The organism is Bradyrhizobium sp. SZCCHNS30572 (genome assembly GCF_032484415.1).
Classification (GTDB): Bacteria; Pseudomonadota; Alphaproteobacteria; order Rhizobiales; family Xanthobacteraceae; genus Bradyrhizobium.
Genome location: NZ_JAUESY010000005.1, coordinates 428,858 through 449,678 on the forward strand (window position 1 = coordinate 428,858; position 20,821 = coordinate 449,678).

At 66.1% G+C, this 20,821-nt stretch carries 17 protein-coding genes; 8 read left to right on the forward strand and 9 right to left on the reverse strand.

Translation table 11 applies throughout. The features are described 5' to 3' along the window. The first annotated feature begins 106 nt into the window (after positions 1–106). The 3 genes from QX048_RS16205 (at position 107) to QX048_RS16215 (ending at position 2,250) form a co-directional block, all read left to right on the forward strand. Positions 107–1,048, forward strand: coding sequence for an ABC transporter permease (locus QX048_RS16205; protein WP_315826392.1), 942 nt, complete (start codon positions 107–109; stop codon positions 1,046–1,048). A 64-nt stretch (positions 1,049–1,112) separates the two neighbouring features. Further along, positions 1,113–1,943: an ABC transporter permease gene (locus QX048_RS16210; protein WP_315826486.1), complete on the forward strand. Its 831-nt coding sequence runs from the start codon at positions 1,113–1,115 to the stop codon at positions 1,941–1,943. Positions 1,944–1,968: 25 nt separating this feature from the next. Beyond that, on the forward strand, positions 1,969–2,250 hold the full coding sequence (locus tag QX048_RS16215; protein WP_315826393.1) for a hypothetical protein: 282 nt from the start codon (positions 1,969–1,971) through the stop codon (positions 2,248–2,250). Positions 2,251–2,367: 117 nt separating this feature from the next. Here the strand turns inward: QX048_RS16215 and QX048_RS16220 are convergent, their stop codons facing one another. From QX048_RS16220 to QX048_RS16230, 3 genes are all read right to left on the reverse strand, one after another. Further along, positions 2,368–5,466, reverse strand: a complete 3,099-nt coding sequence (locus tag QX048_RS16220; protein WP_315826394.1) for a MexW/MexI family multidrug efflux RND transporter permease subunit — start codon at positions 5,464–5,466, stop codon at positions 2,368–2,370. Positions 5,467–5,546: 80 nt separating this feature from the next. Then, positions 5,547–6,737 (reverse strand): efflux RND transporter periplasmic adaptor subunit, encoded by a 1,191-nt coding sequence (locus QX048_RS16225; protein ID WP_315715752.1) that lies wholly within the window; start codon positions 6,735–6,737, stop codon positions 5,547–5,549. Between the two features lies 1 nt (position 6,738). Then, positions 6,739–7,425 carry a helix-turn-helix domain-containing protein gene (locus QX048_RS16230; RefSeq protein WP_315715751.1) on the reverse strand — a complete coding sequence of 229 codons (687 nt, stop codon included), beginning with the start codon at positions 7,423–7,425 and terminating at the stop codon, positions 6,739–6,741. Positions 7,426–7,705: 280 nt separating this feature from the next. On the opposite strand from QX048_RS16230, the gene QX048_RS16235 reads away from it, so the two are divergent. Next, positions 7,706–8,923: a cytochrome P450 gene (locus QX048_RS16235; RefSeq protein ID WP_315826395.1), complete on the forward strand. Its 1,218-nt coding sequence runs from the start codon at positions 7,706–7,708 to the stop codon at positions 8,921–8,923. A gap of 747 nt (positions 8,924–9,670) precedes the next feature. Here the strand turns inward: QX048_RS16235 and QX048_RS16240 are convergent. The 3 genes from QX048_RS16240 to QX048_RS16250 all read right to left on the reverse strand — a co-directional run bounded on the left by QX048_RS16240 (position 9,671) and on the right by QX048_RS16250 (position 12,855). Then, positions 9,671–10,669 (reverse strand): NAD(P)H-binding protein, encoded by a 999-nt coding sequence (locus QX048_RS16240; protein WP_315826396.1) that lies wholly within the window; start codon positions 10,667–10,669, stop codon positions 9,671–9,673. Between the two features lie 81 nt (positions 10,670–10,750). Continuing rightward, positions 10,751–11,599 (reverse strand): VOC family protein, encoded by an 849-nt coding sequence (locus QX048_RS16245; protein WP_316200519.1) that lies wholly within the window; start codon positions 11,597–11,599, stop codon positions 10,751–10,753. Next, positions 11,596–12,855 carry a Glu/Leu/Phe/Val dehydrogenase gene (locus tag QX048_RS16250; protein ID WP_315754716.1) on the reverse strand — a complete coding sequence of 420 codons (1,260 nt, stop codon included), beginning with the start codon at positions 12,853–12,855 and terminating at the stop codon, positions 11,596–11,598. The genes QX048_RS16245 and QX048_RS16250 overlap by 4 nt, the downstream gene beginning before the upstream one ends. A gap of 205 nt (positions 12,856–13,060) precedes the next feature. Here QX048_RS16250 and QX048_RS16255 point away from each other — a divergent pair, with 205 nt between their 5' ends. Together QX048_RS16255 and rbsK are read left to right on the forward strand one after the other, a co-directional pair. Beyond that, positions 13,061–13,954 (forward strand): sugar kinase, encoded by an 894-nt coding sequence (locus QX048_RS16255; RefSeq protein ID WP_315715822.1) that lies wholly within the window; start codon positions 13,061–13,063, stop codon positions 13,952–13,954. Between the two features lie 20 nt (positions 13,955–13,974). Next, a complete protein-coding gene (gene rbsK / locus QX048_RS16260) occupies positions 13,975–14,883 on the forward strand; it encodes a ribokinase (protein WP_316200518.1) in 909 nt (302 codons plus the stop codon). Here rbsK and QX048_RS16265 read toward each other — a convergent pair. Next, entirely contained in the window at positions 14,880–16,115 is a 1,236-nt protein-coding gene (locus QX048_RS16265) for an NAD(P)/FAD-dependent oxidoreductase (protein ID WP_316200517.1), read from the reverse strand. The two genes, rbsK and QX048_RS16265, sit on opposite strands and share 4 nt — an antisense overlap. Positions 16,116–16,229: 114 nt before the next feature. Here QX048_RS16265 and QX048_RS16270 point away from each other — a divergent pair, with 114 nt between their 5' ends. Then, entirely contained in the window at positions 16,230–17,015 is a 786-nt protein-coding gene (locus tag QX048_RS16270) for an enoyl-CoA hydratase/isomerase family protein (protein ID WP_315826400.1), read from the forward strand. A gap of 8 nt (positions 17,016–17,023) precedes the next feature. Here QX048_RS16270 and QX048_RS16275 read toward each other — a convergent pair whose 3' ends face one another. Both QX048_RS16275 and QX048_RS16280 read right to left on the reverse strand, forming a co-directional pair. Next, positions 17,024–18,730: an IlvD/Edd family dehydratase gene (locus QX048_RS16275; protein WP_315826401.1), complete on the reverse strand. Its 1,707-nt coding sequence runs from the start codon at positions 18,728–18,730 to the stop codon at positions 17,024–17,026. A gap of 138 nt (positions 18,731–18,868) precedes the next feature. After that, on the reverse strand, positions 18,869–19,687 hold the full coding sequence (locus QX048_RS16280; protein WP_315826402.1) for an NAD(P)-dependent oxidoreductase: 819 nt from the start codon (positions 19,685–19,687) through the stop codon (positions 18,869–18,871). 89 nt (positions 19,688–19,776) lie between these two features. On the opposite strand from QX048_RS16280, the gene QX048_RS16285 reads away from it, so the two are divergent. Further along, positions 19,777–20,745, forward strand: coding sequence for an SMP-30/gluconolactonase/LRE family protein (locus QX048_RS16285; protein ID WP_315715742.1), 969 nt, complete (start codon positions 19,777–19,779; stop codon positions 20,743–20,745). Positions 20,746–20,821 lie beyond the last annotated feature (76 nt).

Consider the following 20,821-nt stretch of genomic DNA (forward strand, 5'->3'; position numbering starts at 1 on the left):
CGCCTCGCGCGCGCTGCGCTCCCTCGCCCCTTGTGGGGGAGGGAACGCTGGGAGCACGACCGGTTTCCGATGACGCGCCGGGTGACTGCCGCGAGGGACGCAGATCATGCTGACGTTCCTCGCCCGCCGCATCGCCCAGATCATCCCGACGCTGATCTTTGTCTCCATCCTCATCTTCTCGCTGCAACAGCTCCTGCCCGGCGACCCCGCGCTGGTGATGGCCGGCGAGGAGCGCGATCCGGCGGTGATCGAGCAGATCCGCAAACAGTATCGGCTCGACCAGCCGCTTCCGGTTCAATACGGCTACTGGATCAAGGGCGTGCTCTCGGGCGATTTCGGCGAGTCGCTGCGCATCAAGATGCCGGTGCGCGACCTCATCCTGCAGAAGCTGCCCGTAACCCTGCAGCTCGCCTCGATGGCGATCGTGATCGCGTTCCTGATCGGCATTCCCGCCGGCATCGTTTCCGCCGTGAAGCGCGGGACGGCCTGGGACTATGCCGCCAACCTGTTTGCGCTGTGGGGCATCTCGACGCCGAACTTCTGGCTCGGCATCATGCTGATCTTCCTGTTCTCGATCCAGCTCGGCTGGCTCCCCGCCTCCGGTTACATCTCGCCCGCCGAGGACTGGCGGGCCAGCCTCGCCGCCACCATCATGCCGGCCTTCGTGCTCGGCAACGCCATCGCCGCGATCCTGATGCGCCACACCCGCAGCGCGATGCTGCAGGTGCTGGGCAGCGACTACATCCGCACCGCGCGCGCCAAGGGCATCTCCGAACGCCAGGTCATCCTGCGCCACGCGCTGCGCAATGCCCTGACGCCGGTGATCACGCTGGGCGCGCTCGAGCTCGGGACGCTGTTGTCCGGCGCCGTGCTGACCGAGCAGATCTTCTCGATCCCCGGCTTCGGCAAGCTGATCGTCGATGCCGTGTTCAATCGCGACTATGCCGTCGTGCAGGGCGTCGTGCTGGTCACCGCCACCGTCTACATCATGCTGAACCTGATCGCCGATCTCGCCTATGTCCTCGTCAATCCGCGGCTGAGGAGCTGAGATGGCCGAGACGACGCTGTCAGCTCCGCACGGAGCACGCGCCCTCGCTCCGCTCGAGCGGCCGATGCAGCGCACCTTGCGCCGACTGGTGAAGCGCAAAGGCGCCATGGTCGGACTCTGCCTGATCACGGCCTTCATCCTGCTCGCCGTATCAGCGCCGGTGGTGGCGCCCTACGATCCCATCAAGACGAGCTGGGCGCTGGTGCGCAAGGCGCCGTCGGCGGCGCATTGGTTCGGCACCGACGATCTCGGCCGCGACGTGCTGGCCCGCGTGATCTACGGCGCGCGGGCCTCGCTGCTGGCCGGAGCGATCTCGGTCGCCATCGCGCTGGCGATCGGCGTCCCCATCGGCATGCTCGCAGGCTATCGCGGCGGCTTCCTCGATGCCCTGATCAGCCGCATCACCGACGCGATGCTGGCCTGCCCGTTCCTGATCCTGGCGATCGCGCTGGCGGCGTTCCTGGGGCCGAGCCTCGGCAATGCCATGATCGCGATCGGCATCTCGGCGACGCCGATCTTCGTCCGGCTGACCCGCGGCGAGGTGATGAGCGTCAAGGTCGAGGAATATGTCGAGGCCGCCCGCAGCGTCGGCGATACCGACCTGCAGATCGCGGTCAGGCACCTCCTGCCGAACATCATGCCGGCGCTATTGGTGCAGGCGACGTTGTCGGTCGCCGCCGCCATCATCGCCGAGGCCGCGCTGTCATTCCTAGGCCTGGGCCAGCAGCCGCCCGCCCCGTCCTGGGGCAGCATGCTCAACGCCGCCCAGCGCTTCCTCACCAACGCGCCGTGGATGGCGATCTGGCCCGGTCTTGCGATCTTCCTCGTCGTGCTGTCGCTCAACCTCCTGGGCGACGGCCTGCGCGACGCGCTCGATCCGCAGCAGGAGGAGTGAGCGAGGTCTCTCCATGCTAGCTCGAATGGCTGAGGATCTCCTGCGATTGTTGACGATCGTCGACATGGGGGCTGGCGTCGTGATCTGGGCGCTGGCGTTTCGCGAGCGGGTCTTGATGGCGAGCCATGCACCGGAATGGCGCGGCTGGTTCACGCTCCGCCGTGTCACTGCCGACGAATATTCCCGCGCCTATCGCGCGCACTTCCATCGGTCATTGCACTACGCCTTCGCGTTTTTCATCATCATCGGCATCGCCGCTCTGCTGATCCTGCTCGACCATCTGTTCTTTAAGAGGCCGCCGTGCTGAGCGCCGCGGCGGGCGCCGCCGGCCGTGACGCCAGTAAAGGGAGTAAGAGACGGCCCGACAAAAACGGCGACTGTCAGGAGCAGCCGCCGTTGATCTTCAGCAACCCAAAGAAACCGCTCACGTCGCCTTCAGCGCGTGGTCGGTCTCGGCGTCGAACTGGGCGATCTGCCGGGCGCGCAGCGACTTGGCGGCGGCCTGGTGGTTGGTGGCGATGACGGTGTAGACGGCCGGCAGTACGAACAGTGTGAACAAGGTGCCGATCGACATGCCGGCGACGACGACGAGGCCGATCGAGAAGCGGCTGGCGGCGCCGGCGCCGGTCGCGGTCAAGAGCGGGATCAGGCCGGTGACCATCGCCGCCGTGGTCATCAGGATCGGCCGCAGGCGGATGCGCGCGGACGTCTCGATGGCGGTGCGGCGGTCCATCCCCTCGTTGAGCTGCAGCTCGTTGGCGAACTCCACCATCAGGATGCCGTGCTTGGTGATCAGGCCGACCAGCGTCAGCAGGCCGACCTGGGTGTAGATGTTCATGGTCGCCAGCCCGAAGAACAGCGGGATCAGCGCGCCGACGATCGCCATGGGCACGCTGATCATGATCACCAGCGGATCGCGCAGGCTCTCGAACTGCGCCGCCAGCACCAGGAAGATGATGACCAACGCGAAGCCGAAGGTGATGGCGAGCTGATTGCCCTCCTGGACGTATTGACGGGCGTCGGCGAGATAGTCGTGGCTGAAGCCGGACGGCAGGTTCTTGGCCTGCTTCTCCAGGAAGTCGACCGCCTGCCCGACAGTGACGCCCGGCATCGGCACGGCGGAGAAGGTCGCCGAGTTGAGCTGGTTGAAATGCGTCAGCGAGTTCGGGTCGGTCGCGGTCTCGATGTTGACGACGGTCGACAGCGGCACCTGCTGGCCGGCCGAGGTCGCGACATAGTAGCCGGACAGAGATTCCGGCGAGATCCGCTTGTCGCGCGGCACCTGCGGAATCACCTGATAGGAGCGGCCCTCGAGGTTGAAGCGGTTGATGTAGTTGCCGCCGAGCAGTACGGCCAGCGTGTTGCCGATCGACTGCATGGTGATGCCGAGATCGCTCGCCTTGCTGCGATTGATCCAGACCTTGACCACCGGCTGATTGAACTCGAGGTCGCTGTCGGAGACGATGAACATGCCGCTCTTGCGGGCGGCGTCCTTCAGCTTGGCCATCTGCTCATAGACCGCCTGGAAGCCGCTGGTCGAGCTGATCACCATCTGCACCGGCAGGCCGCCGGGGCCGCCCGGCAGCGCCGGCAGGTTGAAGGCGAAGGCGTTGATGCCCTCGATCTTGGACAGCTCCGCCTGCACCAGCGGCTTCAGCTTGATCGAGGAGCGCGTGCGCTCGTCCCAGGGCTTGAGCAGCATGCCGGCAAAGCCGCCCTGCGGGCCGAGGATGCCGTTCAGAACGAAGCGAAGGTCGGTCTCGGGGAACTTCTGGAACGCCTTGTCGACCTTGTCGGTGTAGAAGTTGATGTAGTCGATGTTGGCGTATTTCGGTGCCTTGGTGATCGAGAACACGATGCCCTGATCCTCCTCCGGCGCCAGCTCCTTCGAGGTGTGCATGTAGAGGAAGCCGACGAGGCCGAGGATCGTCAGCGCGAACAGCGCCGTCACCGGCCGGTAGTCGAGCGAGCGGTCGAGCTGGCGGCCGTACCAGCGCGTCATCGCGCCGAACACCCGGTTGACGAGCCGCGCGAAGCGGCCCTCCTCGGCGCTGCGCAGCAGCACCGAGCACATCATCGGCGACAGGGTCAGCGCGATGACGCCGGAGACGATGACCGAGCCGGCGAGCGTGAACGCGAATTCGCGGAACAGCGAGCCGGTGAGACCGCCGAGGAAGCCGATCGGGGCATACACCGCAGCCAGCGTGATCGTCATCGAGACGACGGGACCGACGATCTCGCGGGCGCCCTGCAATGCGGCCTGCACGGGCGCTTTGCCCTCCTCCAGATGGCGATGGATGTTCTCCACCACCACGATGGCGTCGTCGACGACAAGGCCGATCGCCAGCACCATGGCGAGCAGGGTCAGCAGGTTGATGGAAAAGCCGAGCGCCAGCATCATCGTGCAGACGCCGATCAGCGACAGCGGGATGGTCACGACGGGAATGATGACCGAGCGCAGCGACGCCAGGAACAGGAAGATGACCACGATGACGATCAGCACGGCCTCGCCGAGCGTGTGCTCGACCTCGTCGATCGACGACTGGATGAACTTGGTGGAATCGTAGGCCACCTTCATCTTCATCGACGGCGGCAAATTGCGCTCGAGGTCCGGGAACAGCGCGCGCACGCCCTTGACGATGTTGAGCGGATTGCCCTGCGGCGTCGCGTCGACGCCGATGAAGATGGCGCGCTCGCCGTTGAAGGCGACGCTGGCGTCGGTGCTCTGCGCGGCGAGCTCGACGGTGGCGATGTCCTCCATGCGGACGAAGCCGCCGTCCTTGGCCTTGACGATCATCCGCTTGAACTGGTTGACGTCGGTGAGGCCGGTGTTGGTCGTGACGTTGGAGACGATGAAATAGCCCTTCGCCTGTCCGGCCGCGGACTGGAAGTTGTTGGCGGCGATGGCCGCCGCGACGTCCGTCGGCGACACGTTGCGGCCGGCCATCTTCTCCGGATTGAGCCAGATCCGCATCGCAAAGGTCTGCCCGCCCAGGATGTTCGCCGCGGCGACACCATCGACGGTCGACAGCACCGGCTGCACCACGCGCGTCAGATAGTCTGATATCGCCGAGCCCGACAGCTCCTCGCTGGAGAAGCCGAGATACATCACCGAGGTCGTCTGTCCCGTCGTCTTGGTGACGATGGGATCGTTGGATTCCTTCGGAATGAGGTAGCGGACCGAGTTCACCTTGGCGAGCACCTCGGTGAGCGCCTGGTTCGGATCGAAATTGAGCTTGATGAACACCTGGATCGTGCTGGTGCCCTGCACCGAGGACGAGGTGATGTAGTCGACGCCCTCGGCGGATGCGACCGCCTGCTCCAAGGGCGTGGTGATGAAGCCCTGCATCAGGTCGGCGGAGGCGCCGGGATAGACGGTCGTCACGTTGACGACGGTGTTGGACAGCTTCGGATATTGCCGGATCGGCAGCACGAAGGCGGCGCGCAGGCCGAGCAGCAGAATGAGCAGGCTGACCACGACCGACAGCACCGGGCGCTTGATGAAGATATCGGTGAAACGCATCGCGGCAATCCCGTCAGCAGAAGTCAGATGAGGTCCGGGCGGGCCGCCTCAGGGCGGCCCGGCATTGGATCAGAGGTCGCTCAGTAGCGCGGCGGCTTCGCCGGGACCGGCGGCAGCGGATCGGTGGAGATCGCGACCGCGGCGCCGGACTGGATCTTGAGCTGGCCGACGGCGACGACGCGATCGCCTTCCTTGAGGCCCTTGAGGATCACCGCGCGGCCGTTGATGCGGTCGCCGGTCTGCACATAGATGCGGTCGGCCGTCAGCGCGGTCTTGCCGTCGTCGGTCTTCTTCTCGTTGATGACGAACACCGAGTCGCCATAGAGCGTGTAGTCGACCGCGGTCTCCGGCACCGTCAGCACCGGCGGCTTCTCCGGCAGCACCACGGTGGCGGTGGCGAACATGCCCGGCTTCAGGATGCGCTCCGGATTGGCGATCGTCGCCTGCACGCGGATGTTGCGCGTGTCGGTCGCGATCTGCGGCTCAATCGTGGTGATTTTGCCTTCGAAGGTCCGGCCCGGATAGGCATCGACGCCGATGCGGACGGTCTGGCCGACCTTGAGCTGGCCGCTGTCCTTCTCCGTCACGGTGAAGTTCACCCACAGCTCCGACAGATCGGTCAGCGACACGATCTGCGTGCCGGCGCTGAGATACTGGCCAACCTCGACCTTGCGGACGCCGAGATCGCCGTCGAACGGCGCGCGCACCAGCTTCTGCGCGATCAGCGCCTCGGTCTTGGCGATGCCGGCCTGGGCCTGGTCGTAGGCGGCCTGGGCCTGGTCGACGGTCGCCTGCGGCCCGAACTGGCGCGACGCCAGCTGCTTGGCGCGATCAAGCGACAATTGCGCCACAGTCACCTGGGCCTTGTAGTTGGCGAGATCGCCCTGATCCGGCGCGTCATAGAGCTGCACCAGCGGCGCGCCCTGCTTCACCGTGGAGCCCGGCGTGAACATGATGTCGGTGATGCGGCCGCTGACGTCCGAGGTCACGTTGACCTGATGCACGGCGGCGAGATCGCCGACTGCGGTCAACAGGTTCGGCACCGTCTCCGAACTCGCCGTCGCGACGCTGACGTTGAGCGGCGGCGGCTTCATGTTGGCGAAGAACTGCGCGATCATCTTGTCGCGGAACATGTTGAACCATACGAGACCGCCGACCAGCGCCACGAGCAGGCCGCCAACCACGATGAACCACAGCACCGGGCGGGTGCGCTTGCGCGGCTTGCCGTGGACCGGCTTTCCTGAGAGCTTGGGTTCCGTCGCAATGTTCATGTCATGCACTTTCTGCCGTCGCCGGCCGGGCCGGAGGTTGCGACAATTCGTGATCGAGGTAGCACGCAATGGCGGCGTCGGTCAGTCCGATGCCGCGCAGGATGAATTCGCTGAGCTGGCGCTCCAGGCTCGCCGCAGTTCCATACGGCACACAGGGAATGGATGGAAGCCGCGTCAATGCCGCCATCAAGACCGTGTGATGCGCGAACCAGAACAGATCGCGCGGCGCGGCCGCCAATCGCACGGCGTCACCGGAGGCAACGGCGCTGTCCAGAGAGTTAACGAACTTGGCGCCGATCAGATCATCGATCTTCGTATACAGCAGCCTTGCGAACTCGCCATCGTCGAGATGGCTCGACGCCATCAGCCGCAGCCGCTGCTCTTCTTCCTCATTGGGGCCGTCGGCAATGCCGAGGAAATGCCGGACCATCCCGGCCATCAGCATGACCAGCGTCGCGGTCGAAGGTTCCTGGCTGAGCAGCACCTCGAAATCCGGATCGGTCTCACACTCCTCGGTGAGGATCTCCGCATAGAGCGCCGCCTTGGAGGGGAAATGTTTGAACAGCAGCGCTTCCGAGATCGCCGCCGCGGCGGCCACGCTCTTGGTCGTGGTGCCAGCATAGCCATGACGCGCGAAGCAGCGCTTGGCTGCACCGAGGATCAGCTGCCTGCGGAGATCGCTTGTCATGCGCAAAGTGGACATCGGCCGTGAGTAAATACTCACTTGATCTGTGTCAAGAAAGATGCCGCGGCGCAGCAGGGTCGGCGGCCAAGTCCCTGAAATTGCAGGCGGGATTTCACCGGCGCCAAAGGCAATTTTATACCTCTCAAAGCGGCGGATCTGGGGCACCGCTCCATCGGTGGACGCAAGGCCGCGCGGAGACCACCGCGGCGGGCACATTTTCTTCCGCCGCTCGCCGTGCGACGGTCGCCGGGACAAAAACAAGAATCGGCCGGGAGGACCAGACATGACCGACGACGCAGCGCTCGCCAGCCAGTTCGATCTCGAGAGCCTGACGCCGGAGTTCTACGCCGATCCCTACCCGACCTATCGCGCGCTGCGCCGGCACGCCCCGGTCAAGCGCATGCGCAACGGCTCCTATTTCCTCACCCGCTACGACGATCTGATCACCGCCTACAAGGCAACCAGGACGTTTTCGTCGGACAAGAAGCGCGAGTTCGCGCCCAAATACGGCAACTCGCTGCTGTACGAGCATCACACGACCAGCCTCGTCTTCAACGATCCTCCGGCGCACACCCGGGTGCGCCGCCTGATCATGGGCGCGCTGTCGCCGCGCGCGATCGCCGAGATGGAGCCGGCGCTGATCGCGCTGGTCGACGGACTGCTGGACCGGATCGCCGCCAAGGACCGCTTCGAGCTGATCGAGGATTTCGCCGCGGCGATCCCGATCGAGGTGATCGGCAACCTGCTCGGCGTGCCGCACGAGGAGCGCGCCCCCTTGCGCGACTGGTCGCTCGCCATCCTCGGCGCGCTCGAGCCGGTGCTGTCGGCCGAGCAATTCGCCCGTGGCAACCAGGCGGTCGGCGACATGCTGACCTATCTCAAAGACCTGGTCGCGCGGCGGCGCGCGGCCCCCGGCAATCCCGAGCGCGACGTGCTGACCCGGCTGATCCGGGGCGAGGCCGACGGCGAGCGGCTGAGCGAGACGGAACTCTTGCACAACTGCATCTTCCTGCTCAATGCCGGCCACGAGACCACCACCAATCTGATCGGCAACGGCCTCGTCCTGCTGGGCCAGCATCCGGCCGAGCGCGAGAGGCTGATCGAGGCCCCCAACCTGATCCGCACCGCGGTCGAAGAGATCCTGCGTTACGAGAGCTCCAACCAGCTCGGCAATCGGATGACGACGGAAGCCGTCGAGCTTGGCGGCATCGCGTTGGCGCCCGGAACATCGGTCACGCTGTGCATCGGCGCTGCCAACCGCGATCCCGCCCAGTTCGACGATCCCGAACGCTTCGACATCACCCGCCTCGCCAACCGCCACCTCGCCTTCGGCACCGGCGCCCATCAATGCGCAGGGATGGCGCTGGCAAGGCTGGAGGGCGCCGTGGCAATTGGGCGGTTCTTGGCGCGGTTTCCGAACTATCAGCTCGAGGGCGAGCCAGTGCGCGGCGGCCGGGTGCGGTTTCGCGGGTTTGCGAGTGTGCCGTGTGTGGTCGGCTGAGGCGAGGATCACGCTGCGCGGCGTGACCGGAGCAATTCAGTCCGCAATCCGCTCTACGCGCGGCTGTCGGAAGGTCCGACCAGCGACATAAAGAGGGCGATACCCGCCCGCTTCCGCCGACACTCACCCGTCGAAAGAATTCTATTTCTTTTTTTCAGAATTGGTGTATACGTTCTCCTGTCCCGCCTCACACGAGGGGCGCTTCGCGGTCGTCACGAACGTCGGGTGCGGGACGCGGTGGGCGTGTCGGTGCTGCGCGCGAGTGAACCTCGCGCGGACGAACGGCAGCGATGCGCACGGTCAAGTCGCGTGGTCCTGACACCCCGACGCTGGTGTCACGCCCGTGCCGGCGCTCACGCGCCGCGCGGGCAACGGTGGCCAGAAAGCCCGGAGCACCGGGGAGAACGCGAAGCAGCCGTCAAACCATCGCGCGGGGAATGCCGGGTGTTCTCGGCTGAACCTGTGGTTCCTGCCGCCTGCATTTTTTTCCGCAGGCGGGCCATGGGTGCGGCCAGCGCCCGGCATTCCCCGTGCCCTCTTCTCGAAGAGGGCAGGACGAACGCTAAAGCTCGGACGCGAAACGCGCCGCGAGAAGAAGACCGCATGTCTCATCTCTCCGTCATTGCGAGCGAAGCGACCTGTCCGCCAAAGCCCGAAGGGCGACGGCGGAAGCAATCCAGGGCCGCGCCCGCGACTCTGGATTGCTTCGTCGCTTGCGCTCCTCGCAATGACGCGGAGAGATCGAGGTTAAAACACAGCGTGATCGCCGCGCTCGGCGGTCGCCTCACCGCGGATCAGCCTGGCGTAGTAGTCGAACAGCGTCTCCGATCCGGTCGACGGCGTGGCGTCGGCGTCGTAGCGGCCGGTGGCGGGATCGAGCACCAGCATGGATTCGGTCGCGTAGTAGCGGCCGATGCGGGCGAGCTCCGCCTTGTCGGCCAGCGACGGCACGATCCGCTTGGCGACATCGAGCCCGCCGATGATGACATCGAGCAGCGCCACCGGGACGTGCCGGAAGTGCGGCTTGCGTCCGAGCAGCGCGAACAGATGCTCGCCCTGTTCGATCGGCGTGATGGCGGGGCCTGGGCCGCCGATCGGCAGCACCCGGTTCCAGCGGCGCTCGTCATCGAGACATCCGGCCAGATAGTCGCCGAGGTCCCCGTCGCTGATCGGCTTGCACGCCGTCAACCGGCCGTCGCCGAACACCATATAGGGCCGGCCCTGCTTCACCCGCGCGACCTGTCCCGACAGCGACTTGAAGAACGCGGTCGGGCGGACGATCGAGTAGGTCAGCCCCTGCTCCATCAGATGCGCTTCGAACGCCAGCTTGGCCCTCTGAAACGCCAGCAGCGGCTTCTGCACGCAGATGGCGGACAGCAGGACGAAGTGACTCACACCGGCACTCCGCGCGGCATCCAGCACGTTCACATGGGCTTGGTAGTCGATCGCCTGGGCATCCCTGGGCACGCCGGTCCGCGAGGCCATGCAGGACACCACGGCGTCGAACCGCTCACCGCCAAAGCCGTCACGTGCGAGGGAGGCGGGATCGGTGACATCCCCCGTCCTGACGGTGGCGCCCGCGATCTTCACGGCGTCATGGCGCGGATGCACCAAGCAGACCACCTCGTGCCCGCGCGCGACGAGCGCGCGTACCGTGGCACGGCCGATCGTTCCCGTCGCGCCAAGCGTGAAGACGCGGCGTGGACGGGACACAGTGGCGGGAGCCGGTTCGGAAGGAGAGATCATCGGCGTGGCAAAGACTCCGAATGCCGTTCCGACCTATATCACGGGCGGCTGGCCCATGACGCCGTCGGCTCCGCTTCGACCTCACCGCGCCGCGCGCGGCGTCTTCTCCAGGATCAGCGTATGGATGCCGCAGGTGCCGCTGTACAGGCTCATCACCCGTGTGCCCGGCTTGCGGCCGGCGCGCGGCTCGGAGACCTGCAGGCCGGCGGCGAGCAGCCGCGCGCGCGTCGCCTCGATGTCGGCGACGCGCCAGCTCAGGCCCCACAGCTTGTCATGGGCCTTGTCGTTGCCGGCGACCGGCCGCTTCACCACTTCGACGATCAGGTCGCCGCAGCGGAAGAACATCAACTGGCCCCATTCCTGATGGCTGCGGTCGAGCGCCATGTCGAGGCCGAGCCGCGCGCCGTAGAGCGCGGCGGCGCGTTCGGGATCCTCGGTCGAGATCACGATATGGTCGAGGCCGAGCACGGCCGTATCGGCGGTCTTGGCGGACGGCGGGCGCGGCTCGGCGAGCTCGAGGAAGAACATGCGCACGCCACGCGTGAGATCGGTCATGGCGCGGGTGCGCTTCCAATGCAGCGTCTGGCCCGAGATGCGGTCGGTGCTGTCGACCTCGGCAATCGGATCCGGCTTCAGCGCGACCCGCTCGAGCCGCCGATGCATCTTGCCGATATCGCCGGTGGCGAAGCAGATACTGGCGAGCCCCTCGCCCCAGATCTTGATCACGTTGCGGATGCGGTCGGCGGCCACGCCCTGGCCCGCCGGCGCCATCAGCTCCAGGCTCATATTGTCGAGCGTGAACAGGACGCGATCGGCGCCCTCGCCCGAATTCTGCCAGGACGGCTTGCGCGCCAGCAGCGTCTCGAACGCGGCGCTGCCGGCCTGGATGTCCTGCAGCAGGACGACGACGTGGTCGAGGCCGGTGATCACGGAAACAGCCCTCGCGAGTTCTTGGCGGCGCGCACCTTCTCCACGCCGATCGCCATCGCCGCGGTCCGGTGGGAGATGCCGTCGGTCTTGCCGCGCGTCAGCATGCGCTCGAAGGCACGGTCAAGGATCTGGTACTCCCTGCGCATCACCTCCTCTTCCTCCCAGAACAGCTGCTGCAGGTCCTGCACCCATTCGAAATAGCTGACGATGACGCCACCGGAATTGCAGAGAATGTCGGGAATGAGGAAGATCTCGTTGCGGCGCTGGTCGAGCACCAGATCGGCATCCGGCGTGGTCGGGCCGTTGGCGGCTTCCGCAATGACGCGGCATTTCAGGTTCGCCGCCACCTTGGCGTCGATCACCCGCTCGACCGCGGCCGGCACGAGGATGTCGCAGGCCAGGGTCAGGATCTCCCGCGGATCGAAGGCGAGCTCGGTGGAGAAGCCGGCAATGCTGCCGTGCCTGGCGGCGTGCGCCATCAAGGCCGGGATGTCGAGGCCGCGCGGATCATGGAGGGCGCCGGTGTGATCGCTGACCGCAATCACCTTCATGCCCATCTGGTGGAAGCCGAGCGCGGCATACGAGCCGACATTGCCAAAGCCCTGCACGACCGCGGTGGACTTGGTCGGGTCGATGCCCAGCTCATCCATCACCCGCCTCGACACATGGGCGACGCCGCGGCCGGTCGCCTCGCGGCGCCCCAACGTGCCGCCGGAGAACACCGGCTTGCCGGTCACGATCTCCATCACCGTCTGCCCCTGGTACATGGAATACGTGTCCATGAACCACGCCATCACCTGCTCGTTGGTGCCCATGTCGGGCGCCATCACGTCGGTATGCGGGCCGACGAACGGGATCATCTCCTGCATATAGCGGCGCGACAGCGATTCGAGCTCGCGCTTCGACAGTTTGGAGAGATCGACGTTGATGCCGCCCTTGGCGCCGCCATAGGGCAACCCGACCAACGCGCATTTCCAGCTCATCCAGATCGCGAGCGCGGCGACCTCGCCAATGTCGACCGTCGGAGCGAACCGCGTGCCGCCCTTGGTCGGCCCCATCGTCAGCAGATGCTGGACCCGGTAGCCTTCATAGACCGCGATCGTGCCGTCATCCTTGTGGATCGGACACGAGACGGTGATCGCCCGCTTCGGCAAGAGCAGCCGGTCCCGCTCGTCGGCTGGGATGCCAAGGTGGTCGGCGATCACGTTGAACTGATTGGTGGCCATCTCGAAGACCGGACCCGCATAGACAGTCATATTCCACTCCCGAATCTGCGCTTCTGCAGGCCGGCAACCATAGCGCGACCCGAGCGCCGGCGGCAGGGGGCCACCGGTAGCAGACGGCCGATCTCAACCACCAAGGTGACGATTTGGCGAAGAATTTCAGCGTTGATCCGCTTTGACCGCTTGCTAATCTGCGGCGCCGGGGCCGCGATCACCCCTTAGTGAGACAGAAATGGCAATGCAGGCCCTCTTCATCGGACAGACCTACATCGACGTGACGTTCATCACCGACCACATGCCGACGGGGGACGAGAAGCACGTGGCATCCGACTATGCCGTCTCGTTCGGCGGCAATGCGGTGACTGCGGCATTTTGCTGCGCCAAGCTCGGCATCGTGCCCGACCTGATCGCCACCGTCGCGAATGACTGGCTCGGGCGGATGTTCCAGGACATGACCGCGAAATACGGCATCTCCGTCCATCCCCGGAAGGTCAATGCCTCCTCGCTGTCCTTCATCATGCCGAAGGACGGCAAGCGCGCCATCGTGCGCTGCCGCGACGATGCGCATATCCACCCGTTCCCGCTGCTCAATCTCGGCAATTGCAAGGCGCTGCATGTCGACGGCCACCAGCCCGACGCGGCGTTGCATTATGCCAAGCTGTGCCGCGAGGCCGGCATCCTGACCTCGCTGGACGGCGGCGGCCTGCGCACTAACACCCATGAGCTCCTGGAATATATCGACGTCGCGATCGTGGCCGAGCGGCTGTGCGAGCAGATGGACCTCACGCCGGAGAAGATGCTCGACTACCTGAAGAGCCGCGGCTGCCGCATCGGCGGCGTCACCCAGGGCGAAAAGGGCCTGCTCTGGTATGACGAGGTCGGCGCCGTGCATACGCTGCCCGCCTATCCGATCCCGCGCGAGCGCGTGATCGACACCAACGGCGCCGGCGACGTCTTCCATGGCGCCTATGTGTATTCGTACCTCGCCAATCCTGCGAAGGGCTGGAAGGAGCATTTCGAGTTCGCCCGCGCGGCCTCGACGTTCAAGATCCAGAAGCTCGGCAACGAGGCCGGCCTGCCGACGCTCGCCGATATCGAGCTGGTCCGGCAGGAATTCGAGGCTCGCGTCTAGCGGTTGTGGGGAGCAGGCGGATGGGGCGGGTCGTCGTCGCCGGCAGCATCAACATGGATGTGGTGGCGGCGGCCGAGCGCCATCCGCGCATCGGCGAGACCGTCGCCGGCCGGTCGGTGATGTACTTTCCGGGCGGCAAGGGAGCGAACCAGGCCGTCGCCGCGGCCAAGCTCGGCGTGCCGACGGCGCTGATCGGCCGGCTCGGTCGCGACGCCTTCGGGGAGCAGTTGCGCGCATTTCTCACGGCTCAGGGCATCGATCTCACCGCCGTGAAGGACAGCGCCAGCGCGTCGACCGGCACCGCGATCATCACGCTGGCCAAGGCCGACAACACGATCGTGGTGATATCAGGCGCCAACGCCGAGGTCAGCGCCGACGATGTGGCGCGGGTGTCTCTTGGCTCGGGAGACGTGGCCGTCAGCCAGTTCGAGATCCCGCAAGCGACGATTGTCGCGTTCTTCCAGCGTGCCAAAGCGGCCGGCGCCACCACGATCCTCAACCCCGCCCCCGCGAGCGCCTTCGACAGCCCGCTGTTTGCGCTGGTTGATGTCCTCGTGCTCAACGAAACCGAGCTCGGTTTCCTGGCCGGCATCGAGCTCGGCGACGCGCCGACGCCGCAGCAGGTGAATGAGGCGGTTCGCGCGCTCAAGCCTCGCGACGACCAGACGGTCTGCGTCACGCTCGGCGCGCGTGGCGCGGTCGCGGTTTCTGGTGCCGAGGCCCGGCTGGTCGAAGGCCGCGCGGTGAAGACTGTCGACACCACCGGCGCCGGCGACTGCTTCGTCGGTGCGCTCGCCGCGCGGCTGTCGCAGGGCGCTGATATCGCGGATGCGATCGGCTATGCCAACATCGCCGCGTCGATCTCGGTGCAGCGCATGGGCGCCGGCCCGTCGATGCCGACCGAGGAGGAGGTTCGCGCGTGGCTCTAGGCCAGAGCGCTCTTCAGGTCGAAGCTGGGATCAGCGGCCTTGGCTGCATCCAAGGTGCCGCCCGCAGCAAGCAACTTGCGGCCGAACATATGGTCGCCGGCGCGGTTGACCGACTCGATGCCGACCAGTCGGCCCTCCTTGTAACAAAACGCGGAGAACGCCTTTTGCGCCGGGTCACCGCGCAGAACGACCTGGTCATAGCCGGTGGTGAGCCCCGCGATCTGGAGCTTGTCATTGCCCTGGTCGCTCCAGAACCACGGCTGTCCGTCATAGGGCTTGACGTCGCCCGTCAGCCGCGCCGCGACGCAGCGGGCGTGATCGGTGGCGTTCTGCACCGACTCCAGCCGCAGCGTCCCGCCGAAGCGCTGGCTGACGAACAGGGCGCAGTCGCCGATGGCCGAGATGTGCGGATCGCTGGTGAGCAGATATTCGTCGACGACGATGCCGGAGGCGACCTGCAATCCAGCCTCGGCGGCGAGCTCGACATTCGGCAGCACGCCGACGCCGACCACGACGAGGTCAGCGGGGATGTGCCGACCATCGCTGAGGCTGACGCCGGTGACATTGTTGCCGTCGGCCTTGATGCTGGTGGCCTGCACGCCGAGATGGATGCGCACGCCGGCTTCCGCATGCTGCTTCTGGAAGTAGTCCGAGATCTCGGCGGTCACTGCCCGCGCCATCACCCGGGCGCCGAGTTCGAGCACGTCGACCTCGAGGCCCTTGATCCGCGCAGTCGCTGCGAATTCAAGACCGATGAAGCCGGCGCCAATGACGACGGCCCGCTTGGCATCGGCGAGCAAGCCTCGCAGCGCTTCGCTGTCGTCGAGAATGCGCAGATAGCGCACCGCCGGGAGATTGGCGTTGGGAATGTCGAGCAGCCGGTTGCGCGCACCGGTCGCGAACACGAGGTGCCCATAGTCGAGCGTCCTACCGGAGGCGAGCAGCACCCGGCGCTGATCGCGCTGAACAGCGACGGCACGATCGTAGACGAGATCGATGGTCTGGTCGGCGTAGAACTTCTGCGGTCGGAACATCAGGGTCTCGGGACCGCCGGTGCCCTTCAGATACGCCTTCGACAGCGGCGGGCGCTGATACGGCAGATGCGACTCGTCGTTGATCAGATGAATCGGATCGGCAAAGCCTGCCTGACGCAGCGAGGTCGCGAGCTGGAATCCCGCATGCCCCGCACCCACGATCACCACCGGTCCCTTCGTCACTGCACCCTGCCCCATTCTGTCATTGTCCACGCCGACGGAACCGGGTTTTGGCAGACTTGTCCGGCATTGTCACCGGTCCCGCCGTACGGTTTAAATGCGGCAACAAAAGCCACGCCCCGGGAGGTATGAATGTCGGACGCCGTAGCGGAACCTGCCCGCCTGAGCATCGAAGGTCCGATCGCGACCATCACGCTCGACCGCCCGGCAGCGTTCAACGCCATCAACCTTGCGATTGCGAAGCGCTTGGAGCTGCTTGCGGCCCAGGTCGAGGCCGACGACACCATCCGCGTGCTGATCCTGAAAGGCGAAGGCCGCGCCTTCAGCGCCGGCGGCGACCTGCAGACGATCGGCGCTGCCGCCGAGGCCGACGCCATCACGCCTGTCGTCAGCGAACTGCTGCATCACTACCATGCCTTCATCGCGAGCCTGCGGCGCATGCCCAAGATCGTGCTGGCGAGCGTGCACGGCTCCGCCGCCGGCGCGGGGATGTCGCTCGCCTTCGCCGCCGACCTCTGCATTGCCGCCGAGGACGCGCGCTTCACGCCGGCCTATGCCAAGCTCGGCGTGTCGCCCGACGGCGGCGGTACAGTTGGCGTGGTCGCCACTGTGGGCATCAGGCGGGCGCTGCAGATCTTCCTGGCGGAGGACAGCTTCACGGCCGCGCAGGCCCGTGAATGGGGCTTGGTCGCGAAAGTCGTCCCCGCCCCCGAGCTCGCGGCAGCCACCGACGCGCTGGCGCAGCGGTTGGCGCAGAATGTGCCGGCGGGGATCGCGGCGACCAAGGCGCTGATCCATCGCGCGCCAACCAGCTCGGTCGAAGACCAGCTCGCCGCCGAGCGCGATGCCATCATCAACTGCATGCACACGGATGAATTCCGCGCCGCCGTGAAGCGGTTCACCAGCAAGGGAAAGTAGGACTGCGCTCACCCCTTCCCTTTCCGGCGCATGAAATCGAAATCGCAGCCGTCGTCGGCCTGCAGGATCGTTTCATGGAAGAGATGCGCATAGCCGCGCTCCGCCCATTCGGGCGTTGCGGCTTGCTTCAGCGCAGCGCGACGCCGGTCCAACTCGGCGTCGTCGACCAGCAGGTCGATGCTGCGCTTGGGAACATCGAGCCGGATCATGTCGCCGCTCCGCACCAGCGCCAGCGGGCCTCCAACCGCGGACTCCGGGGTGATATGCAGCACGATGGTGCCGAAGGCGGTGCCGCTCATGCGCGCATCGGAGATGCGCACCATGTCCTTCGTGCCGCCGCGCGCGAGCTTCTTCGGGATCGGCAGGTACCCCGCCTCCGGCATGCCGGGTGCGCCTTTCGGCCCGGCGTTGCGCAGCACCAGGACGTCGTCGGCCGAGACGTCGAGATCGGGAGCATCGACCCGCAAGGTCATGTCCTCGATCGACTCGAACACGACGGCGCGCCCGGTGTGCTGCAGCAGCTTGGGGCTTGCCGCCGAATGCTTGATGACCGCGCCGCGCGGCGCCAGATTGCCGCGCAGCACGGCAAGGCCGCCTTCCGGCTTGATCGCGTCGTCGCGCGCGCGGATCACGTCCTGCCCCGGCACGTCCTCGGCGGCGGCCACGATGTCGCGCAGCGATTGGCCGGTGATCGAGCGGCAATCGAGATCGATGAGATCGCCGAGCTGCTTCATCAGCTTTGGCACGCCACCGGCGTGATGGAAATGCTCCATGTAGTGATCGCCGGACGGCTTGAGATCGACCAGCACCGGCACCTCGCGACCGATGCTGTCGAATGCATCGAGGTCGATTTTATGCGGCGTCCGGCCGGCGATGGCGGTGAGATGCACGAGCCCGTTGGTCGAGCCGCCGATCGCCTGCAGCACCACCTGCGCATTCCGGAACGCCGCAGGGGTCAGCAGTTCGCTCGGCTTCGGTCCCTTCACCTTGGCCATCTCGGCCGCGACCCGGCCGCTGGCCTCGGCCGAGCGGAAGCGCTCGGCATGCGGCGCCGGGATGGTCGCGCTCATCGGCAAGGACAGTCCGAGCGCCTCGGTGATGCAGGCCATTGTCGAGGCCGTGCCCATCACCATGCAGGTGCCGACCGAAGGAGCGAGCCGGCCGTTGACTGCGTCGATCTCGCTGCCGTCCATCTCACCGGCGCGATACTTCGCCCAGAGACGTCGGCAGTCGGTGCAGGCGCCGAGCACCTCGCCCTTGTGATGCCCGACCACCATCGGCCCGACCGGAATGACCACCGTCGGCAGATCGGCCGACACCGCAGCCATGATCTGCGCGGGCAGGGTCTTGTCGCAGCCGCCGATAACCACCACCGCATCCATCGGCTGCGCGCGGATCATCTCCTCGGTTTCCATCGCCATCAGATTGCGCAGATACATCGAGGTCGGATGCGCAAAACTCTCGGCGATCGAGATGGTCGGAAACACGAACGGCATCGCGCCCGACAGCATGACGCCGCGCTTCACCGCCTCCAGGATCTGCGGCACGTTGCCGTGGCACGGATTGTAGTCGCTGTAGGTGTTGGTGATGCCGACGATCGGGCGATCGAGCGCGTCGTCCGAATAGCCGGCCGCCTTGATGAAGGCCTTGCGCAGGAACAGCGAGAAGCCGGCATCGCCGTAAGCGGTCAGTCCCTTGCGCAATCCATCGGTCATGGTCTTCTCTTCTTTCATTCTCAACGTCATTCCGGGGCGCGCGAAGCGCGAACCCGGAATCCAGACATTGTCTTGCGCTCTCACATCGAGATTCCGGGTTCGCGTCCTGCGGACGCGCCCCGGAATGACGAGGTCGGATCAACCCCAGTCGATGATCCGGCTGGTGTCGCCGTCGAACTCAGTGGTGCAGAACGCGCCGCCCTGGAAATAGTCGCCGATCGGATCGGCGGGCAGCTTGGCCTGCTCGGCCAAGGCGTGCTCGCGGAAATCCTCCGCGCGGCCGGTCGGGCGATAGCCGAGGTCATAGGCACGCTGGTTGTCCCACCAGGCGCGCTCGTTCAGCGATGCGCCATAGAGCACTTCAAAATGGATGTCGGGATGCTCGAGGCCGATGCGGCAAAGTTGCACCAGATCTTCCGGCTTGAGCCAGATCGACAGCCGGCGCTTGTCGAGCGGCTTGTCGCCGAAATTGCCGATGCGGATGCAGGTCACCTTCAGCCCATGCTTGTCGGCATAGAGCGAGCCGACCGCCTCACCGAACACCTTGCTGACGCCGTAGCGGCCGTCGGGGCGCGGCTGCACCTCATTGTCGATCTTGCGGTGCCGCGGGTAGAAGCCGACCGCATGGTTCGACGACGCGAACACCACGCGCTTGACGCCCTTGCGGCGGGCCGCCTCGAACAGGTTGTAGCCGCCGATGATGTTGGCCTGCAGGATGTCGTTCCACGGTCCCTCGACCGAATAGCCGCCGAAATGGATGATGCCGTCGACGCCTTCGCACAGCGCCTCGACCTGGGCGAGGTCGGCAAGATTGGCCGCCTTGAAGGTCTCCTGGCTGGAAAGATCGGCAGGCGGTTTCAGGTCGCTGAGCAGAAGGTCCGGATAGATCGGCGGCAGCAGCTTCCGCAAGGAAGTGCCGATTCCACCGCTCGCACCGGTCATCAAGATACGTGGCATTTCATCCCTCGTGTTGGGTCCGCAGGTTTGCGGTTGTGGCGGGCCAATGATAGCAGAGATCGCAACCGCGCAATAACAGGACCGGCCAAATGTCCGACGGAAACGCTCACGCGCAGGGCTGGCGCCCTGCCACCTTCTATCCCGATCCGGCGATCCAGGCGCTGGATCCGCGCTTCGAGAAATACTGGCTCAAGCTCTCGGCCGTGGAGCGGCTGGCGACGGGCCTGCGCTGGGCGGAGGGGCCAGTGTGGTTCGGCGACGGGCGCTATCTGTTGTGCAGCGATATCCCCAACCAGCGCATCCTCAAATGGGAGGAGGAAAGCGGCGCGGTCTCGGTGTTTCGCAAGCCCTCCAATTTCGCCAATGGCAACACCCGGGATCGCCAGGGCCGTCTCGTCACCTGCGAGCACGGTGGCCGCCGCGTCACGCGGACCGAGTATGACGGCTCCATCACCGTGCTGATCGACTCCTTCGACGGCAAGCGGCTGAACTCGCCAAACGACGTCGTCGTCAAATCGGACGACTCGATCTGGTTCACAGATCCGACCTTCGGCCTGCTCGGCAATTACGAGGGCTACAAGGCCGAGTCCGAGATCGACGCCAACGTGTACCGGATCGACGCGGCCACGGGCCGGGCGACCATCGTCGCCGAGGGCGTGCTGGGACCGAACGGGCTGTGCTTCTCGCCCGATGAATCCATCCTCTACATCGTCGAATCCCGCGGCGTACCGAACCGCAAGATCCTCGCCTATGACGTCTCCGCCGATGGCAGCAAGCTCGCCAACAAGCGCGTCCACATCGATGCCGGTCCGGGCACGCCGGACGGCATGCGCTGTGACGTCGACGGCAATCTCTGGTGCGGCTGGGGGATGGGCTCGCCCGAGCTCGATGGCGTCATGGTGTTCGCACCCGACGGCGCCCCGATCGGCCGCATCGCCTTGCCCGAGCGCTGCGCCAACCTCTGCTTTGGCGGCCTCAAGCGCAACCGCCTGTTCATGGCCGCCAGCCAGTCGATCTACGCGCTCTACGTCAACACGCAGGGCGCGCTGGGGGGATAATTGGCCGTCATTGCGAGGAGCGAAGCGACGAAGCAATCCAGACTTCCTTCCCGGCCCCTGGATTGCTTCGCTGCGC

What these genes read in the sequence shown, in the direction of transcription:
- QX048_RS16205 (WP_315826392.1), top strand. Translation starts at nt 107, where the DNA reads ATGCTGACGTTCCTCGCCCGCCGCATCGCCCAGATCATCCCGACGCTG.
- QX048_RS16210 (WP_315826486.1), top strand. Translation starts at nt 1,113, where the DNA reads ATGCAGCGCACCTTGCGCCGACTGGTGAAGCGCAAAGGCGCCATGGTC.
- QX048_RS16215 (WP_315826393.1), top strand. Translation starts at nt 1,969, where the DNA reads ATGGCTGAGGATCTCCTGCGATTGTTGACGATCGTCGACATGGGGGCT.
- QX048_RS16220 (WP_315826394.1), bottom strand. Translation starts at nt 5,466, where the DNA reads ATGCGTTTCACCGATATCTTCATCAAGCGCCCGGTGCTGTCGGTCGTG.
- QX048_RS16225 (WP_315715752.1), bottom strand. Translation starts at nt 6,737, where the DNA reads ATGAACATTGCGACGGAACCCAAGCTCTCAGGAAAGCCGGTCCACGGC.
- QX048_RS16230 (WP_315715751.1), bottom strand. Translation starts at nt 7,425, where the DNA reads ATGACAAGCGATCTCCGCAGGCAGCTGATCCTCGGTGCAGCCAAGCGC.
- QX048_RS16235 (WP_315826395.1), top strand. Translation starts at nt 7,706, where the DNA reads ATGACCGACGACGCAGCGCTCGCCAGCCAGTTCGATCTCGAGAGCCTG.
- QX048_RS16240 (WP_315826396.1), bottom strand. Translation starts at nt 10,669, where the DNA reads ATGATCTCTCCTTCCGAACCGGCTCCCGCCACTGTGTCCCGTCCACGC.
- QX048_RS16250 (WP_315754716.1), bottom strand. Translation starts at nt 12,855, where the DNA reads ATGACTGTCTATGCGGGTCCGGTCTTCGAGATGGCCACCAATCAGTTC.
- QX048_RS16255 (WP_315715822.1), top strand. Translation starts at nt 13,061, where the DNA reads ATGCAGGCCCTCTTCATCGGACAGACCTACATCGACGTGACGTTCATC.
- rbsK (WP_316200518.1), top strand. Translation starts at nt 13,975, where the DNA reads ATGGGGCGGGTCGTCGTCGCCGGCAGCATCAACATGGATGTGGTGGCG.
- QX048_RS16265 (WP_316200517.1), bottom strand. Translation starts at nt 16,115, where the DNA reads ATGGGGCAGGGTGCAGTGACGAAGGGACCGGTGGTGATCGTGGGTGCG.
- QX048_RS16270 (WP_315826400.1), top strand. Translation starts at nt 16,230, where the DNA reads ATGTCGGACGCCGTAGCGGAACCTGCCCGCCTGAGCATCGAAGGTCCG.
- QX048_RS16275 (WP_315826401.1), bottom strand. Translation starts at nt 18,730, where the DNA reads ATGACCGATGGATTGCGCAAGGGACTGACCGCTTACGGCGATGCCGGC.
- QX048_RS16280 (WP_315826402.1), bottom strand. Translation starts at nt 19,687, where the DNA reads ATGCCACGTATCTTGATGACCGGTGCGAGCGGTGGAATCGGCACTTCC.
- QX048_RS16285 (WP_315715742.1), top strand. Translation starts at nt 19,777, where the DNA reads ATGTCCGACGGAAACGCTCACGCGCAGGGCTGGCGCCCTGCCACCTTC.